This is a genomic window from Campylobacter sp. IFREMER_LSEM_CL1890, from assembly GCF_025772045.1.
Lineage (GTDB): Bacteria > Campylobacterota > Campylobacteria > Campylobacterales > Campylobacteraceae > Campylobacter_D > Campylobacter_D lari_D.
Genome location: NZ_JAKMRK010000002.1, coordinates 78,498 through 95,819 on the forward strand (window position 1 = coordinate 78,498; position 17,322 = coordinate 95,819).

Annotated in this window: 19 protein-coding genes; 13 read left to right on the forward strand and 6 right to left on the reverse strand. The window is 28.9% G+C overall.

Features of this window, described 5'->3' with window-relative positions:
• Positions 1-40 precede the first annotated feature (40 nt).
• Genes L8W57_RS01555 through L8W57_RS01565 form a run of 3 tightly spaced genes read left to right on the forward strand, consistent with a single transcriptional unit; the run spans position 41 to position 2,425 of the window.
• Complete coding sequence (locus L8W57_RS01555; RefSeq protein ID WP_133319120.1) at positions 41-877, forward strand: metal ABC transporter solute-binding protein, Zn/Mn family; 837 nt, start codon at positions 41-43, stop codon at positions 875-877.
• Complete coding sequence (locus tag L8W57_RS01560) at positions 874-1,623, forward strand: metal ABC transporter ATP-binding protein (RefSeq protein WP_133319119.1); 750 nt, start codon at positions 874-876, stop codon at positions 1,621-1,623. Before L8W57_RS01555 ends, L8W57_RS01560 begins: the two co-directional genes overlap by 4 nt.
• A complete protein-coding gene (locus tag L8W57_RS01565; RefSeq protein WP_133319118.1) occupies positions 1,616-2,425 on the forward strand; it encodes a metal ABC transporter permease in 810 nt (269 codons plus the stop codon). The genes L8W57_RS01560 and L8W57_RS01565 overlap by 8 nt, the downstream gene beginning before the upstream one ends.
• Before the next feature lie 9 nt (positions 2,426-2,434).
• On the opposite strand, the gene L8W57_RS01570 is transcribed toward L8W57_RS01565, so the two are convergent.
• From L8W57_RS01570 to rpmI, 3 genes are all read right to left on the reverse strand, one after another.
• The gene (locus L8W57_RS01570) at positions 2,435-3,343 is read right to left on the reverse strand and encodes a DNA ligase (RefSeq protein ID WP_243705632.1); all 909 of its coding nucleotides are present in this window, start codon (positions 3,341-3,343) and stop codon (positions 2,435-2,437) included.
• Positions 3,321-3,674, reverse strand: coding sequence for a 50S ribosomal protein L20 (gene rplT / locus L8W57_RS01575; protein ID WP_039617097.1), 354 nt, complete (start codon positions 3,672-3,674; stop codon positions 3,321-3,323). Before rplT ends, L8W57_RS01570 begins: the two co-directional genes overlap by 23 nt.
• Before the next feature lie 98 nt (positions 3,675-3,772).
• On the reverse strand, positions 3,773-3,964 hold the full coding sequence (rpmI, locus tag L8W57_RS01580) for a 50S ribosomal protein L35 (RefSeq protein WP_039617094.1): 192 nt from the start codon (positions 3,962-3,964) through the stop codon (positions 3,773-3,775).
• A 142-nt stretch (positions 3,965-4,106) separates the two neighbouring features.
• On the opposite strand from rpmI, the gene L8W57_RS01585 reads away from it, so the two are divergent.
• From L8W57_RS01585 to L8W57_RS01630, 10 genes are all read left to right on the forward strand, one after another.
• Positions 4,107-5,207, forward strand: a complete 1,101-nt coding sequence (locus tag L8W57_RS01585) for an HP0729 family protein (RefSeq protein ID WP_263661866.1) — start codon at positions 4,107-4,109, stop codon at positions 5,205-5,207.
• Positions 5,208-5,396: 189 nt separating this feature from the next.
• Positions 5,397-6,233 carry a GTPase gene (locus tag L8W57_RS01590; RefSeq protein WP_263661867.1) on the forward strand — a complete coding sequence of 279 codons (837 nt, stop codon included), beginning with the start codon at positions 5,397-5,399 and terminating at the stop codon, positions 6,231-6,233.
• 9 nt (positions 6,234-6,242) lie between these two features.
• Positions 6,243-6,608: a hypothetical protein gene (locus L8W57_RS01595; protein WP_263661868.1), complete on the forward strand. Its 366-nt coding sequence runs from the start codon at positions 6,243-6,245 to the stop codon at positions 6,606-6,608.
• A complete protein-coding gene (locus L8W57_RS01600; RefSeq protein ID WP_263661869.1) occupies positions 6,605-8,248 on the forward strand; it encodes a dynamin family protein in 1,644 nt (547 codons plus the stop codon). The genes L8W57_RS01595 and L8W57_RS01600 overlap by 4 nt, the downstream gene beginning before the upstream one ends.
• Entirely contained in the window at positions 8,245-9,741 is a 1,497-nt protein-coding gene (locus tag L8W57_RS01605) for a GTPase (protein WP_263661870.1), read from the forward strand. The genes L8W57_RS01600 and L8W57_RS01605 overlap by 4 nt, the downstream gene beginning before the upstream one ends.
• Before the next feature lie 75 nt (positions 9,742-9,816).
• The gene (locus tag L8W57_RS01610; protein ID WP_263661871.1) at positions 9,817-10,173 is read left to right on the forward strand and encodes a hypothetical protein; all 357 of its coding nucleotides are present in this window, start codon (positions 9,817-9,819) and stop codon (positions 10,171-10,173) included.
• Positions 10,174-10,200: 27 nt separating this feature from the next.
• Entirely contained in the window at positions 10,201-10,395 is a 195-nt protein-coding gene (locus L8W57_RS01615) for a hypothetical protein (RefSeq protein WP_263661872.1), read from the forward strand.
• Positions 10,396-10,446: 51 nt separating this feature from the next.
• Positions 10,447-11,811 (forward strand): radical SAM/SPASM domain-containing protein, encoded by a 1,365-nt coding sequence (locus L8W57_RS01620; RefSeq protein WP_133319110.1) that lies wholly within the window; start codon positions 10,447-10,449, stop codon positions 11,809-11,811.
• On the forward strand, positions 11,768-12,478 hold the full coding sequence (locus tag L8W57_RS01625) for a hypothetical protein (RefSeq protein ID WP_133319109.1): 711 nt from the start codon (positions 11,768-11,770) through the stop codon (positions 12,476-12,478). Before L8W57_RS01620 ends, L8W57_RS01625 begins: the two co-directional genes overlap by 44 nt.
• A gap of 503 nt (positions 12,479-12,981) precedes the next feature.
• A complete protein-coding gene (locus L8W57_RS01630) occupies positions 12,982-13,848 on the forward strand; it encodes a helix-turn-helix transcriptional regulator (protein ID WP_263661873.1) in 867 nt (288 codons plus the stop codon).
• Here the strand turns inward: L8W57_RS01630 and L8W57_RS01635 are convergent.
• Genes L8W57_RS01635 through thrS form a run of 3 tightly spaced genes read right to left on the reverse strand, consistent with a single transcriptional unit; the run spans position 13,845 to position 17,300 of the window.
• Positions 13,845-14,936 (reverse strand): DNA adenine methylase, encoded by a 1,092-nt coding sequence (locus L8W57_RS01635; protein ID WP_263661874.1) that lies wholly within the window; start codon positions 14,934-14,936, stop codon positions 13,845-13,847. The two genes, L8W57_RS01630 and L8W57_RS01635, sit on opposite strands and share 4 nt — an antisense overlap.
• Before the next feature lie 34 nt (positions 14,937-14,970).
• On the reverse strand, positions 14,971-15,492 hold the full coding sequence (gene infC / locus L8W57_RS01640) for a translation initiation factor IF-3 (protein WP_039617082.1): 522 nt from the start codon (positions 15,490-15,492) through the stop codon (positions 14,971-14,973).
• Positions 15,489-17,300, reverse strand: coding sequence for a threonine--tRNA ligase (gene thrS / locus L8W57_RS01645; protein ID WP_263661875.1), 1,812 nt, complete (start codon positions 17,298-17,300; stop codon positions 15,489-15,491). The genes infC and thrS overlap by 4 nt, the downstream gene beginning before the upstream one ends.
• Positions 17,301-17,322: the final 22 nt, after the last annotated feature.

Here is a 17,322-nt window from a genome sequence, read left to right on the forward strand (position 1 = left end):
AATATAGTATAATATTTTTTTGTTTTTAGAAAGGAAAATTATGCGAGTATTGTTTTTGTGTTTGATTTCATTTTTAAGTATATATGCCAAAGATTTGGTAAGTGTTAGTATAGCCCCACAAGCTTATTTTGTAAAGCAAATTGCTAAAGACACTTTGGACATCAATATAGTCATACCGCCTAATGCAAATGAGCATACTTTCGAATTTAAGCCAAGTGGTATTTTAAAGCTTGAAAAAAGTGATATTTACTTTACTGCAAATTTAGAATTTGAAAAAATTTGGATTTTAAAACTTAAAGATAATCTCAAAAATACCAAAATCATCTCTACTCAAAATAGCATTGATTTTATACCTTTGCAAGAGCATGCACACGAAGGACATCATCATCATGGAGATGACCCTCACACATGGCTTGACCCACTTTTAGCAAAAACCCATGCTAAAAATATCACCTTAGCACTTATAGAACAATACCCACAAAATAAAGCATTTTATGAACAAAATTTAGAAAATTTCTTAAAAGAAATGGATACATTAAATTTACAAATACAAGCTTTATTTAAAAACACAAACAATAAGCATTTTTTAGTTTATCATCCATCTTGGGGGTATTTTGCAAAAAGATATCATCTAAGCCAAATTCCTGTAGAAATAGAAGGGAAAGAACCTAAGCCAAAAGACTTAGCCAAACTTGCAAAACTCATACAAAAAGAGCAAATCAAAGCTATTTTCGTGCCAAAAGGAGCTGATAACAACACCATTAAAGCTATAGCGAGTAATTATAATCTTAAAATCATAGAACTTGATCATTTGCCAAATGATTATAAAAATGAGCTTTTAAAAGATGCAAAAAATATAGCAAGTGTTTTACAATGATAAAAATCAATATTAAAAATTTAAACTTTTCATATAACCAAGATGAGGTTTTAAAAAATATTAACCTAAACTATGAAAGTAAAGACTTTTTAGCCATAGTAGGACCAAATGGTGGAGGCAAATCTACACTTTTAAAACTCATACTAGGCTTGATAAATAGTCATAAAAATATAAACTTTGAAAACTTAAGTTTAAAGGATATAGGTTATGTCCCACAAAATACTTTAGCTAATCCAAACTTTCCAGTACGCGTGCTAGAAGTGGTGATGATGGGAAGGGTGGATAAAAAATTCTTTGGTTTTTATACCAAAAAAGATCAAGAACAAGCCTTACTAGCCTTAGAAAAAGTAGGTATGAGAAATTTTTGGGATAAAAAAATCAACGAATTAAGCGGAGGCCAAAGACAAAGAGTTTATATAGCAAGAGCCCTAGCAAGTGAATGCAAGCTTTTAATCCTTGATGAGCCTACTGCAAGCATAGATACTAAAGGCTCGGTACAGATTTTTGAGCTTTTGAAAAAATTACACGAAAGTGGGGTTGGTGTGATAGTAATATGCCATGATTTAAATGTAAGCTTAGCTTATGCAAATAAAATCGCGTATTTAAACAAAGAGTTATTCTTGCATGAAAATACGCCTGAAAAAAAGGCACATTTACTAGCACATTTAAGCCAAAATCACACGCATTTTTGTGATGTGGAGCTTAGCTTGGAGCGGTGTTGTTGCAAAGGAGAAAATCATGCTTGAGCTTTTATCTAGCTCTTTTATACAAAATGCTTTTTTAGCTGCATTTTTAACTAGCATTGCTTGTGGAATTATGGGGACTTTGATCATGATCAACCGCTTAAGCTCTATGGCAGGAGGCATTACGCATGGGGCTTTTGGGGGTATAGGCATAGCATTTTATTTTGGCTTGCCGGTATTAGTTAGTACGAGTTTATTTACTCTTTTTTTGGCTTTACTTGTAGCATTTTTAGTACAAAAATATCCTTTTAGAAGTGACAATATAGTCGGGGTTATATGGGCTTTTGGAATGGCTGTTGGTATCATACTCATAGACTTAACTCCTGGTTATAATAGTGATTTAATGGGGTATTTATTTGGTAGTATTTTGTCTGTACCTACACAAGATATAGTTTTATTTGCAGTGATTGATGTGATTTTTATCATTTTAGTGTTGCTTTTTTATCGTCAATTTGAAATTCTAAGCTTTGATAAAGAATTTGCAAGCTTAAGAGGGGTTAAAACTAATCTTTTTCACTATCTTTTAATCGCGATGATGGCTTTTTGTATTGTTATAAGTATCAAAGTAGTAGGACTTATACTTGTGATAGCTTTACTTAGCATACCTGCATTTATCGCTGAGAGCTTTTCTAAAAAGCTTGGTCAAATGATGATCATCTCTACGCTTTTGAGCATAAGTTTTTGCGTAATAGGGCTTTTTGTGAGTTTTTATTATAACCTTGCAAGTGGAGCTTGTATCATAGCTAGCGCTTGTATAGCTTTTGTGCTTTATCTTTGTTTTAGTGCTTTTTTAAAGAAAAGTTGAAATTTACTTTTACTTTAAAACACTATTTTCATGCACTCTTAAAAAACTAGCAAATTTTGGTTTGCCATTTTTGGTTAAACCATTGTATTTAAAAGTAATTATAGCACCAATTGGCGGAGGATTTAAGCGATCGCTTTCTTTAAAACCTGAACCTATTTTAAAACTCACTTTTTTACCCTCAATCACTGCTTCACAAAGTAAAGATCCCATTTTACCTTCAAATTTTCCCTTACCTTCAAAATGCTTTTTTACAACACATTCTGTATCATCAAAAGGTTTTAGTTTAAAAGCATTATTTGATCTTTTCTTTTCATAAGGTGCATTGTTTAATCTTATGATTATACCCTCGCCCTTATGCAAAATGATATCTTGATAAAATTGTTCTAAATGATTTTTATCTTTAATGGAAACTTGTGGAATAATTTTTATAAAATCATTTGGATTTTTAGCCAAACACTTTTTCAAAACTTCTAATCTTGCTTCTAAGGTACAAGGATCAAGCTTAAATTCCTCACAAGCATTTGGCACATCAAAGACATTATAACTTACTTTTTGCCAAAGTTTTTCATCAGGATTTTCTTGGCGTATTAAAGATGAAATTTCTTCAAAAGAAGCTCTTTTTATCCAAAGTTCTCCATCTAATTCAAATTTAGGAAAATTTTTTGTGAAAAATGAAGGAAGTTTTATAGTATTTCCTGCTCTTGTTTGCATAGACTTACCATTCCAAAGACCTCTTACGCCATCGAGTTTTTCGCTCATGAGATAATGACTTAAATCTACATCTTTAAATGCTTTTTCATCATAAACTTTAAAAAGCAAAATATCTTTAGCAAAAAGAGAATTTAAGAAGAAAGCAAAGAGAAAAACAAGGCTTATAAATAGCCTTGCAATAAGATTAAAGTGCTTTTTTAGCAGCATCTGCAATTTTTGCAAAAGCAGCTGCATCATTCATTGCTAAATCAGCTAAGATTTTTCTATCAAGCTCAATGCCTGCTTTTTTAAGACCATTTATAAATCTTGAATAACTAATATCATTTAGTCTGCAAGCTGCATTGATACGCACTATCCAAAGACGACGAAAATCGCGTTTTTTGCGGCGTCTATCACGATACGCATAAACCAAACTTCTTTCTAATTGTTCTTTAGCTTTTCTAAAGTGTTTGCGGCGACCACTATAAAAACCACGCGCAAGTTTTAAAACTTTTTTATGTCTGCGGCGTCTTACAACACCTGTTTTTACTCTTGCCATATTTATCCTTTCACAAATTGGCGTTCGTTAAACGAATCTTGCCCTTTAAAACAAGGGGAGTTTGAATGACTTTCGTCAAAAACTAAATTTAAGCGGGCTTAAATTCCTAACATTTTTTCAACCGCTTTAACATTGGTTGAGTGAACATACTTAGAAGTGCGGAGATCACGCATTCTTTTAGCAGGTTTTTTAGTCAAAATGTGGCTTCTATAAGCAGCACCTCTTTTGATTTTATTTTTACCTACTTTGAAGCGTTTAACAGCACTTTTAACGCTTTTCATTTTTGGCATGTGTATCCTTTGGATAAATTTTTTCATAAAAGAAAGCTATCATTTTACTATAACTATGCTTTAGAAAAATTAAATTCATTTCTTAAGAATTTTTCTTTAAAATTAAGTAAAATACCAAAATCAAACATTTTCAAGGAAAACTATGAACAATCTTTTAATCCTTTATAATCCTTACTATCAAGATAATGTCATCAAAGAGCATTTGCAAATTCTGCTTGATAAAGGCAAAGTTGCTTTTGCCAAAGTAAAATCAAAAATCAACGATCAAAACAATTCTTTTGAAAAAGACTTAGATGAAATTTATACTAGCACTAGTAAAGATAGTCCTTTGCAACTTTTTTTAAGTGATTATGCGAATTTATTTGTAGCAAAGGTCACAAAGGTAAGCAAAAGTTTAGATGATGAGAGTTTATTACCAAGTTATTATAAAGAAAAGAATTTTAACATCGAGTGTTATTTCATCATAGAAGATTTAAGAGAATTAGTTCGTGAAGATTTTACAACTGTTAAAAATCATTATCTATCAAATTTTACCACGCCAAATTATAAAAACAACTCTTATGCTATCTATGGAAATTCTTATGTATATCCTTTAATCATCAAGCAAAAAAACGAGATTGATTATTTTTTAGATGAAACAAAGTGTTATTTAAACGTTTATAAAAGTCAAGAGTATCTAAAAATTCAAGATATTTATAAAAAATACATCTTTGGAAATGAGCTTTTTCATCTTTTACACCCTGATAGCATTAGCAATATAATATATGCTGAAATGGAATTTGATGAAAACAAACAAGATCCTTTGTATGATTTTACCTCTATCATCGTTAAATACTCTAAAACCTTAGAATATGAAATTTATGATTTTTGTAAAAAAGTATTTTTGCAACTTTGCCAAAAAGATGAAAGCATAAAAAATATAAGCTATAGCGTACAACAAAATGCTTATACATTAAGTGATTTTTTTAAACATAAACCAAACATAGGCACGATGAAATTTTTACTTATAAACAAACAAATTCAAGACTTACTTGAAATAAAATGTAAAAATTTTATCATTTATGAGCTTTGCAAGCACATGAATACCTTGCAAGACATAAGAAACACAGCTGTACATGAAAAAGCCTCATCGCTAGAGCAAACTAAAAAGTTAAGAAATCTCATCTTGGGCATGGATACTTTTAGCATTTTAAAAGGAATTTTAATACAAAAGCAAAGATTAGACAATAAACAAGTATTGTAACATCACAATACTTGTTTGCTACACCAATAAACTAATAAAATATTATCAACATATCTTTTATATTTTGAAATTTAACTCTTATATGACACAACCTGTCGTAAATATAAAATATAATTTTTCACTAAATTAAATTTCTTGACAATCAAAAGATTATATTTGTATAATTATTTACAAACAGAAAGGAAGCTTATGTCAAACAATGATACATTAGATCAACTTGATATAAAAAACGAATATGAAAGTTTTTTAACCATATTAGAAACTATTAACAAAAAATCAAGCATCTGCGTCATAGGTTTATATAATAGCGGAAAAAGCTCACTGCTCAATGCCTTAACAAATTCTTTTGATAAAAATAATTTTTCAGTAGCTGATATAGTTGAAACAAAAGAAATTAAATCTTTAGAATATGAAGATGTAATTTTTATCGATACACCTGGATTAAATATTGATGAAAACGATGATGCAAATGCTTCTAAAGGATTTTTGCAATCTGACATATATCTTTTTGTACATAGTGTTTTAACGGGGGAATTACACAAACAAGAATTTGAGTATTTGAAAAAATTAGTTGAAAATAATGATGATAATTTTGTTAAAAATTTAATCATTATTTTGTCAAAATCTGATGGAGTAGATAGAGATAAAATTAAACAAGTCAAAGAAAGTATGGAAAATCAATTATTAAATTTTATCGACCAAAAAACCATTGATAAAATAAAAATAATTCCTATTTCATCTGAAAGCTATATTAAGGGTTATAATGAAAATAAAAAACTACTCATAGAAAATAGCAATATAGAGTTATTAAATCAAACACTTAATGATTTAAAATCCAATTTAAAAGTAGATGAAAATAGAAAAAATAAACTACGAAATCATGAAATTTTTACAAAAATAAATGATTTAATTTCTCAAAAAAATAAAGAATTAAAAGACAAGACTACAAAAAGAGAACAACTCAAAACAACGATTGACAATGAAATCAAAAAAGCTAATAAAAACTTAGCAAAAATTTTAAATTAAGGAGATATCATGTTGCCATTATTTTGGGTAGGAGCCGCAGTAGCATCTGCTTTTGTTGGTAAAAAAATATATGATAGTGTTACAGAAAAAGATAATGATGATTATAATTTTGAAGAAAAAGAACAATCTGATTCTGAAATACAATACAATAATTTACTTAATGCATACAAAGAAGATTTTAAATATAAAAAAATAGAGCTAGTAACTTCTAGTTATACAGACGCTTGTAAAAATTCCACAAAACCCTTTATTGTATTTGCAAAAAGTCAAGAGCTTGATGATATTGACGAGCAAATATACTCGCTCGAAAACGACATTGAGCAATTAAAAGAAATTCAAAATCAGCTAAAAACAAAAATAGAGGAAATTTCATGAAAGAACAACTAAATCAATTCTATCATGACTTAGAAAAATTAAGCATAATAGGAACTAATTTACTTAAAAAAAGAGAGCAAGTAGAAAATTATGTAAAAGAATTTAAAGAAAATTGTGTAAAAATCAATATAGCTCAACTTGAAACTAAAAATCAAGAAATTGGTGAATTTTTAAAGCAAAAGTTAGATTCAATACACCTAGCTATATCCAACTGGGAAAATGAAATTTTAAAACTTTCTAATGAAGACAAATTTAGAGATGAATTAGAAAATAATTTCATTGTTATTATTTATGGAAAAGTAAAGGCCGGTAAAAGTACTTTAGGAAATTTTGTAGCTAGCAATTGCTTAGAAAGCCAAAAACCTTATTTTAAAGTCTACGATAAAACCGGAAAAGAAAGAGAAAGTGAAAAACTAGAAGAAATTCAAGAATTTAAAACAGATATTACAGAATGCACTAGTTCTATACAATTATTCAAACTAGGCGGAAAAGATGAAAATGGTGGTATAGCATGGGTAGACACTCCAGGATTATTATCTACAACGGAAGAAAATGGAAATTTAGCTAAACAATATATCGAAGCTGCTGATTATATCATCTTTCCAACTAGCTCTGATGCACCTTTACAAAATGATGAAATAGAACAAATCAATGAATTAGTAAATTCTGGTAAAGGCTCTGCTTTAAGATTAATCATCACAAAATCAGACAAAACAATACAAGATGAAGTAGATGGAAAAATAGTTGCTATATTAGAAAATAAAAAAGAAGAAGATAGAAAAAAACAGGAAGAATATGTTTTAAATACAACCAAAGAAAAAATCCCAAATTTAGAACAAAATGAAAAAATTATGTCAATTTCAGTTTTTACAGCACAAGAAGGGATTAAAACAAACAATATAGAATTATTTAAAAACAGTAATATAGAAGAATTTTACAATTCTATGTCTTTAGTGCTAACAAAAAAAGCTCAAAAACTCAAAGAAGAAGTGCCACAAAAAAGATTAAATTCTTTAATTAATTCTATTTTAGAAAAATCAAACGCCAAAGATGACTATCAAGCTTTAAAGAATCTAATCGAAGAAAAAAAGAGAGAAGGACAAGCTATACAATCTAACTTGAATAATGAAATTTCTTTATTATTGCACGAAGAATTAAACATTATAGTAAATGAAATTAATGAATTTAATGCAGAGGAAAAATTTAAAAACACAGCAAAAACTATAGCAGAAAAAGTAAATAACCAAATATGCTCTGAAGTTAATAAACTAGTAAATGATTTTGTTATGCGATTTAACATCATAGCTCCTGCTTTAGATTCAAAAATAGAAACAAAATATAAAACATACAAATATACCATACCGAGAGGCTTTTTTGAAAAATTTATAAATACCATCAGTTTTGACTATTTCTACAAAGAAGAAACAACAAATAAAAAAATCAAAGCAGGTGACAATAGGTCTGAACTGATAGAAAAAAATATCCAATTGCTAAAAAAACACTATGAGGAGGTAGCAAATGAGAGTATTAAAACATTTTATAATGATGTTTTAGTTCCTTGTGAAAAAATAGCAGAAGGATTAAAAATAAACATTATAAGCCTAGAAAACAAATTATTAAAACTAAAGGAAAATAAATGAAAAATATAATTGAACAATACAAAAACAAAATTGCCATTTTGCAAAATGTAGAATCAGAGCTGGTTGGTCATCAAATTTGCGATCAAGAAAAAATAACTCATCTTAAAAATACTTTGCAAGATAAAATAGAAAATTTTAAACCAAAAATGATGGTTTATGGGGTATATAATTCTGGAAAAAGCACCTTGATAAATGCCTTAGTAGGTAAAGAAGTAGCAAAAACAGGTGATGCTCCTGAAACAAAACAAGTACAATCTTACAAATATAATGATTTTGAAATTTTTGATACTCCAGGAGTAAATGCACCCGAAGAAGATCAAAAAATAGCAGATGATTATTATAAGCAATGTGAATTGATTTTATTTGTAATGAGCAATGAAAATGTTGAGCAAACCTTTTTATATGAAAAAATAAAAAAAATTATAGATGATAATAAATCAGCCATTATTATCTTAAATAAAAAACAAAATGTAAGTGATGAGGATGATATTAAGCAACGCGAAGTAATTTACTTAAATCTTGAAAAATTTGGTTTTGATAAAGAAGATGCTAAAGAAAAAATATCCGTTTATTCAGTTAATGCATTAAGTGCTTTTAAAGGTAAATCTGAAAATAAAAATCTTTTATATGAAAATAGTGGATTTTATGAACTTGAAAACAAGATCAAAGATTTATTCTATAGCAGTGGCGAAAAAGAAATAATACAATTATGTAATAAAAATATTAATGATTTTATAGATGATGTTAATATATCTATAGATAAAAAGTTAGATGATAAATCTATAGAAATTATAGAAAATTTCATCAGCAACACTCAACGCGAAAAAGAGGTAGTAAAACATGAATTACTAGGCATTGTCAATGAAAAATGTTCTAAATTAGAAAATGAGTTATATGATAAAAGTGAAGGCAATATATCTTTGCTTGAAGATGTGATAAAACAAAGCATAGATGAAATAAAACAAAAATTAGAAAATACCATGAAAGAAAAAGTTGAAAATCTCAAAAAAAATATTGAAAATATCAACTATACTTTTGATAAATTAAGTAAATGCGGTGAAATTAAATTTAATACCTCCAACTCTGATGAAGATGCTGGTATAACAGATTTCTTAAAAAATGATGCAAAAAAATGGTTAAGTGGATTGGAGCTTGCACTTATAGCGATTCCACATCCTTATGCAAAATTAGCTCTAAAATGTGTTGCAGTTTTAAATACTATACTATCAACTGTTTTTTCAGACAATGAAACAGAATCTCAAAATGAAGAAAATAAAGCAAAACAAATGCATATTATCAATGAAATAAAAAATATAATTCTTCATATTAAAGATAATTTTACAAAAGCAATAACTGAACAAGTTAATGATATTTATAATCCGATTATCAATAGTAAATTATCTGAAAAATTAAACACAGAGGAGCTTAACGCTAAGTTGCTAGATATGAAAAATCGCATTGGGGAATTAAATCAAGAGTTACCAACTGCTTAATTTTAAAAAACGACACAACCTGTCATAAAGCTAAAATATAATTCCTTTTGTAAATCAAAACAAAAGGAGTTATTTATGGGAAAATTAGGTTTTATTTTAGGTGGAGTTGCTTTAGCTGCAACTGGATATGGATTAAAAAAATGGTATGACAAAACCAAAGAAGAAAATGCATACTGGACTGATGATCCAAAAGACATAGCATGTGAAATGCTTGGGCAAGCTACTGAAAAAGTTTATAATGTAGTTGATGTGGTGGATGATAAATTTTTCAACGAGCCTTTGGTTGTTTCAGATTTATTTGGCGGAAAAGAAGCCATAGAAAACAACCCAGAACTCAAAGAAAAATACGAACAAACATGTGCTAGCATAAAAGAGATTTTTGAAAACGCAAATCCGAGTGAAATAAAAGAGCAAAAAATGGATAATTTTTAACAGCTTACAAAACAAAAAAGGAAATTAATGATACGTCCTATGCCATTTAAAAAAGTATGTAAAAAATGCGGGTATTCTAAAGTAATAGTTCCAAAATCTGATGTTATGTCTTTTAGTGGTGAAATTTTTTCTTGTCCAAAATGTAAAGAACCTCTCCAAAGAAAAAATGCAAACGCCTTAGAAATGGCATTTAGCACCATACTAAGTGCTTTTAAAAAATAATAATTTATAATATAATCTGACAAAAATACTAGATATAATTACGGAGGTATAATGGATTACGAACTTTTTAAACATGTTAGCACATTACATGAAGGAAATACAATCTACTTTTACAATTGGATGAATAATATAGGTTTATCAATAGAAAAAGAAAATATTCTTAAAATTGATTCAAACATAGTAAATTTCTCAAAACACTTCGAGCAAACAAATATTGATTATTTAATAAAAAACATGTTTATTAGCAAAAATATCATTTTAGATGGATTGGAACTACAAAAAGAAGAATTCAAGAAACAACTTCAAAGAGAAAATGATAGCTTACATCTTATCTTACTACCAGCTGGTTATGCTTGTAATTTTAGATGTGTATATTGTTACGAAAACCATCAAAATACTTCAAAATTTTCCACATTTCATAATGATAAAATTTTACAATTAATCAATAAACATCTTGATAAAAACATTCACATAGAATATTTTGGTGGAGAACCTTTGCTAAACTACAAATGGATTAAAATATTTCAAGAAAAAATTAAAAATATTCAACATAATGCTTCTATGACAACAAATGGATATTTACTATCAAGTAATAAATTTCAAGATTTACTACAAAGAAACATAACAAATTATCAAATTACAATAGACGGAATTCAAGAAACACATGATAAACTTCGAATCAAATGTAATGGAAGCGGAAGCTATAAAACTATAATGAAAAATTTACAAGATATTAGTAAACTTAATAGCAACTATAGTATTATATTAAGATGTAATTTTAATCAAGAAAGTTCAAAAAAATTGAACAGGAAATTATTTTTTGAAAATTTGAATTTCTTAAAACATGACTATAGGTTTAGATTGATATTTCGCCCTATTGGTCTATATTCAGATGCCAACGGAACAACCACAAATAAAACTTTTAATGCATATTACAAAGATAAGTATAATGTGCAAAATTTATGGGAGCAAGAAGCTCTCGAAAGAGGTTTTTTACTTGGTGATATATCTCTTTATAGTCAAATTGGTGGTTCCATTTGTTACGCCTCTAAAAAAAACACAATGACAATAACACCTGATATGAATATTCTAAAATGTACAATTGCTGTAGATCAAACATATAATAATTTTGGAAAAATAAAAGATAATATAGTTTTGAATGCGAATAAAATACAACAATGGGAAAAATATATAAACTTTGATTCCAACTGTGGCGAATGTTTTTTCTTTTTTCAATGCATGGGAAGATCTTGCGCATTAAAAAACTTTATAAAAAAAGATAAAGCATGTCCTATTCAACCAACAGATCGAGACCAAATCATCGACAAAATTCGAAAACAAAAACTAATTTTAAAAGAAAGGTTAATAGATAATGAGAAAAAAAATTATTTTAAACAAGACAACATTAAATATTAATTTTAAACTAAATATGAATATAGAAATACTAAGTTCAAACTGTCAAGAAAATTATGTAGAATTTGACTCCATACAAGAGGATGTAATAATAGAAAATGGCGATGATTTTTTAAATATTACAACACCAAGAAATCATAAAAAATTTAAAAATATACATGATATTTTTTGCTTTTTTTCAAAAGAACTTATAAAAAACACATCTTACGAGGGTTCTGCAAAAATCTACCTTACAAACCAATGCACCTTAGAACTCCAATCAAATAAAGCAGAATGTTTCATATACACCCCTATAAAACAACTAAACATAAAACTGAACGATGGTGTGATATTTATATATGATATAGTAGATACTTTAGGGATTAAAATAAATACCGGAAACATTACGCTATCTAACGCTATTAACAATTGCAAAATTAAAGGCAATACGCTAATTTTTCAAAATACATCCGATATACAAAATCTTGATCTAAAAGCTAATAATGGTACTCTAAAGTTATTTTCAAGCAATAAAGTAAAAAAATGGGATATAAAAAGCCACAAGGCATCTATAGTTATAGATAAAAATGACTTTATTGGCTCTATTAATGGTAAGAAATCAAGTGGAAACGATTCTGATAATGGTCAAATTTCAATAAAATCTAATAGTGGACATGTTACAATATTATGATGTCTTAAGGAGAAAAAATGCAGGTAGATGAAAGTATTGCTCAGTTAGAGTCACAAATAAAAATTCAAGGCGATACCATTTGCACAGGCGATATTGCATGCGGATCGAATTGGACATACTGTGGATAGGAGAAAAAATGCAGGTAGATGAAAGTATTGCTCAGTTAGAGTCACAAATAAAAATTCAAGGCGATACCATTTGCACAGGCGATATTGCATGCGGATCGAATATAAGAAAATGCTAATATATAATGATACAATTGTATCATTATATTTACTGACCATAAATTTGTTTTTATTCTTTGATACTTATATCTATTGGAATTTAATAAAATAAAAAATAAATTTTTATTAATTAATTTTTATATTCTCAAATAAAACTATTTTATGTTTAATAAATTATATCAAAAGATTTTATTGTATTTTAACTACCTACGAAAATGATCCAAAAACAATCAAACAAAACATCAAAGATTTGCTAAAATAAACAAAAAAAGGTTGTATATGGAAAAAGACAAGCTTTCTACGCGTTTAGTTTCTATACTGCAGTGTTTAAACAATGGCGAGCGTTTTAGCTTAAAAGAGCTTGCACAAGAATTTAATGTCAGCATTCGCACCATACAAAGAGACTTGCATGAGCGCCTTGCTTTTATCCCTATAAAAAAAGAAAATGGAAAGTATTTTTTAGAAGGCTATGTTTTAGGAAAATTAAGCTTTAAAGATATACAAAATTTTGCTATTTTAAGCGGTATAGGTAGACTTTATCCTAGTTTAGATAAAGAGTTTTTAAACGACTTGCTTAATGAAAAAATCAATAAAGCCTTTTTAGTCAAAACCCAAAGCTATGAAACACTTGATAGAGAAGTTTTTGAGGAACTAAGTGCAGCTATCATAGCAAAATACCCCATTAGTTTTTACTACAAAGAAAAACACAGAAAAGCAAATCCATACAAACTCATCAATATTGATCACATATGGTATCTTTTAGCAGATGAAAACGATACTTTAAAAACCTTTACTTTTTCTAAAATCACACAACTAAAAGTAGAAAAAAAAGAAATTTTTACCCCAAAAGAAGAGTTTTTAAAACAAATTCAAAAAGATCAAAGCAACTGGATTAGTAAAGAAAACAAAGAAGCTATTTTAAAGCTTGATAAAAAAGCCAAAGAATATTTCTTAAGAAAAAATGCCCTTACTAAATACGAATTTATAGATGAGGATGAGAATTTTATTTACATCAAGGCATTTTATACCTATGATGATGAGCTTTTAAATTTAATAAGATATTGGATACCATATATTAAAATAAACAAGCCTATTGCTTTAAAAGAAAAGCTTTTTAAGCAGTTAAATACATACATGCAAGATTAGCGTTTTTTTAATACATAGAGTTGTTCTTGTATATGCATAGAGCGTTTAGAAAGGTTTCTACTAGCTCTAAAGGCATTATACTTTTGCTCAAGCACAAAACATTCTCCAAGACTTTGAAGTCTTTTTGTGAAATTTTCTTTTTTTACAAAACCCTCACAATTATAAGAAAGTAATACAATCTTAGCTTTTAAATCATTTATCAAATCAAACAAAGCATCTTCGGCTTTTTTTTCTTTGTTAAAAGCACTGCGGTTCCAGTCTTTTGGTATGCCAGAAACCTTTGAAATTTCATTTGGCTTTTTATAATTAGCGATTAAATTTAACATAAAATAATTTGATCCATAAGGGTGTTGATTATAAGGTGGGTCTAAATACGCCACATCAAAGCTATCAAGCTCCTTAGCTAAAATATTTGCGTCTTTTTGAAAAACCTCATACTCACAAGTAAAATTTGAAAAAATAGGCATTTTTAAAGCTATATCACCCTTTATACGACTAAGCGCATTTGCTCCATTTCCTCCAAATTTTCCCACTCCATTTTTATCTTTATAAAAGCCTTTAAAAACCCCGCTTGTATTTGCATGCACGCTTGCTTCATAGATAAGTGGTGCGATGAAGTATTTTTGAATTTCTTTCGGCAGGCTTGAAATTTTTTCTCGCATAGAGTCTAAATACATAGCGTTTTTAAGTGTGTAGAAAACTCTTTCATTCTTTTGGATATACTCATCATCATTTGGCGCATAAAGCTTGCTTATAAAGCCTTTTTTGAGTTTTAAATCAGAAGTTAAAAAAGCATAATGTTTTTGTAATTCTTGTAAAAATTTCGCGTTTTGATTGCTTAAATAACACTCATTGATGATTTTAGAATAATCTTCCAAATCATTTGCCATGATAAAACTCGCATAAGGCTTCACAAAACGCGAAACTACCCCAGAGCCACTAAATACATCACAAAAACTAAATTTGTCTTTTTTAAGCTCATTTTGTGCGAATTTAAAGCCTTGATTTAAAAACTCGAGCAAAGATCTTTTATTACCAAGATAAGTTACGATTTGTTCTTTTAAAAATTGCGGATTTTCTTCTAGCATAAGTTTAAAATACAAGCCTTAAAAAGGCTTGTGATTATTTTTTCTTTTTAGGAGTTACTAGCATATTTACATAGCGTCCTTCGAGTAAAGGCTCTTTGTCTCTATCTGCTATATCTTCAACCATTTGCCAAATTTTTTCAAGCAAAGCTACCCCTGCTTCAGGAGAGCCCATCTCACGACCTTTTAAAAACACTCTAAATTTCACATGCTTGCCTTGCTCTAAAAACTCGCTTGCATGTTTGACTTTATAATTAATGTCATTTTGAGCAATTTTCACAGAAAGTTTGATTTCTTTTATATCAATAACTTTTTGTTTTTTCTTTGCTTCTTTTTGTTTCTTTTCTTGTTGATAACGGAATTTTCCATAATCCATTATCTTACATACAGGTGGTTTGGCTTCAGGGGCTATCATCACCAAATCAAGCCCTAGTCTATTTGCTATATCTAGTGCTTCATCACTACTAATAATGCCATAAACCTTGCCATCATCACCTATACATCTGATCTCATCTGCTTGAATTTCTTCATTTAGCAATACTTCTTTTTCTTTACTCAAAAGCGTACCTCACTTAATTTCTCCTTTGTTAGGGTTATAAATTCATCTAAAGTCATTGTTTTTTGTTCTTTTGCTCTTCTATCTCTTAAAGCCACACTTTTATTTGCTACTTCTTCATCACCTAAAACAAGTATCATAGGTACATGTGCTTTTTCAGCGGTGCGGATTTTTTTATTTAAGCTTTCATTTTTATTATACACTTCACTATCAATGCCAAGTTCTAAAAGTTTTCTTGCTATTTCTTTTGCATACTCATGATGATTTTGCGAAATAGGCACTATAGCTACTTGAGTTGGTGCTATGAAAAATGGCAACTCACCCGCACAATGCTCTACTAAAATTCCTATAAATCTTTCAAAAGAACCTAAAATAGCACGGTGAAGCATTACAGGTTGTTTTTTCTCATTATCTGCGTCTGTGTATTCGAGTTTAAAACGGCTTGGTAAGTTAAAATCCACTTGTATAGTTCCGCACTGCCATTTTCTTTTTAGCGCATCAGTGATTTTAATATCGATTTTTGGACCATAGAAAGCTCCACCACCCTCATCAATGCCATATTTTAAACCTTGCTCATCTAAAGCTTCTTTTAAAGCCTTTGTAGCTATATCCCAAATTTCATCATCGCCTATTGCTTTTGCTGGGCGCGTTGAAATTTCCATTTCATAATCAAACTCAAAAGCCTTCATCAAAGTATCAACAAAACTTAAAATTTCTAAAACTTGTTCTTTTATCTGACTTGGCATACAAAAAATATGCGCATCATCTTGAGTGAATTCTCTTACCCTAAAAAGCCCGTGCAAAACTCCACTTTTTTCATGGCGGTGTACCACGCCATATTCAAAAAATTTCAAAGGTAAATCACGATAGCTTCTAACATCACTTTGATAAATTTTAATATGTCCTACACAATTCATCGGCTTAATGCCATATTCTTGCTCATCAATTTGCGTAAAATACATATTTTCTTTATAGTTTGCATAATGCCCACTAATTTTCCATGCATCAGCTTTTAAAAGCTCAGGCCCACGCACAGGCTCATAGCCTCTTAATCTATGTGCTTTATATAGCAAATGCTCTAATTTACTTCTTAATTTTGCACCATTGCTAAGCCATATAGGAAGCCCACCGCCTATTTCATCATCAAAGGCAAAAAGCTTCATTTCATTACCAAGTTTTCTATGATCTCTTTTTTTAGCTTCTTCAATGATTTTTAAGTATTCATTTAAACTTTCTTTATCTGCAAAAGCAGTACCATAAATTCTTGTGAGCATTTCTCTTTTTTCATCACCACCCAAATACGCTCCCGCTACACGAGTAAGCTTGAAAAATCTTAAATATCTAGTGTTTGGTACATGAGGTCCACGGCATAAATCTTCAAATTCGCCTTGCTTATAAATACTTATTTTTCCGTCAGGAATTCTTAGTAAAACTTCTTGTTTTAAATCATCATTAGCAAATTTTTCTTTAACCTCAATCTTTGAGAGTTCGTATTTTGTGATGTCTAGCTTTGCTTCAGCTAGTTCTTTCATTTTCTTTTCGATTTTGCTTAAGTCTTCTTCTGAAATCTTACTATCAACTCTAAAATCATAATAAAACCCATCTTCTATCACAGGCCCTACGAAAAATTTAGCCTCTGGATATAAACTTTTAATCGCTTGAGCCATTAAATGCGCACAAGAGTGGCGGATAACTTCTAAACTTTCTTTAGAGTTATCAAAATAAATCGGAGTTAAATTTGTGTCATTGTTAAAACTTTGAGTATCTACCAAAGTTTCATTATTTACATATGCAATTATATCTTTTGTCATTTCTACCCTTAACACTCACTAA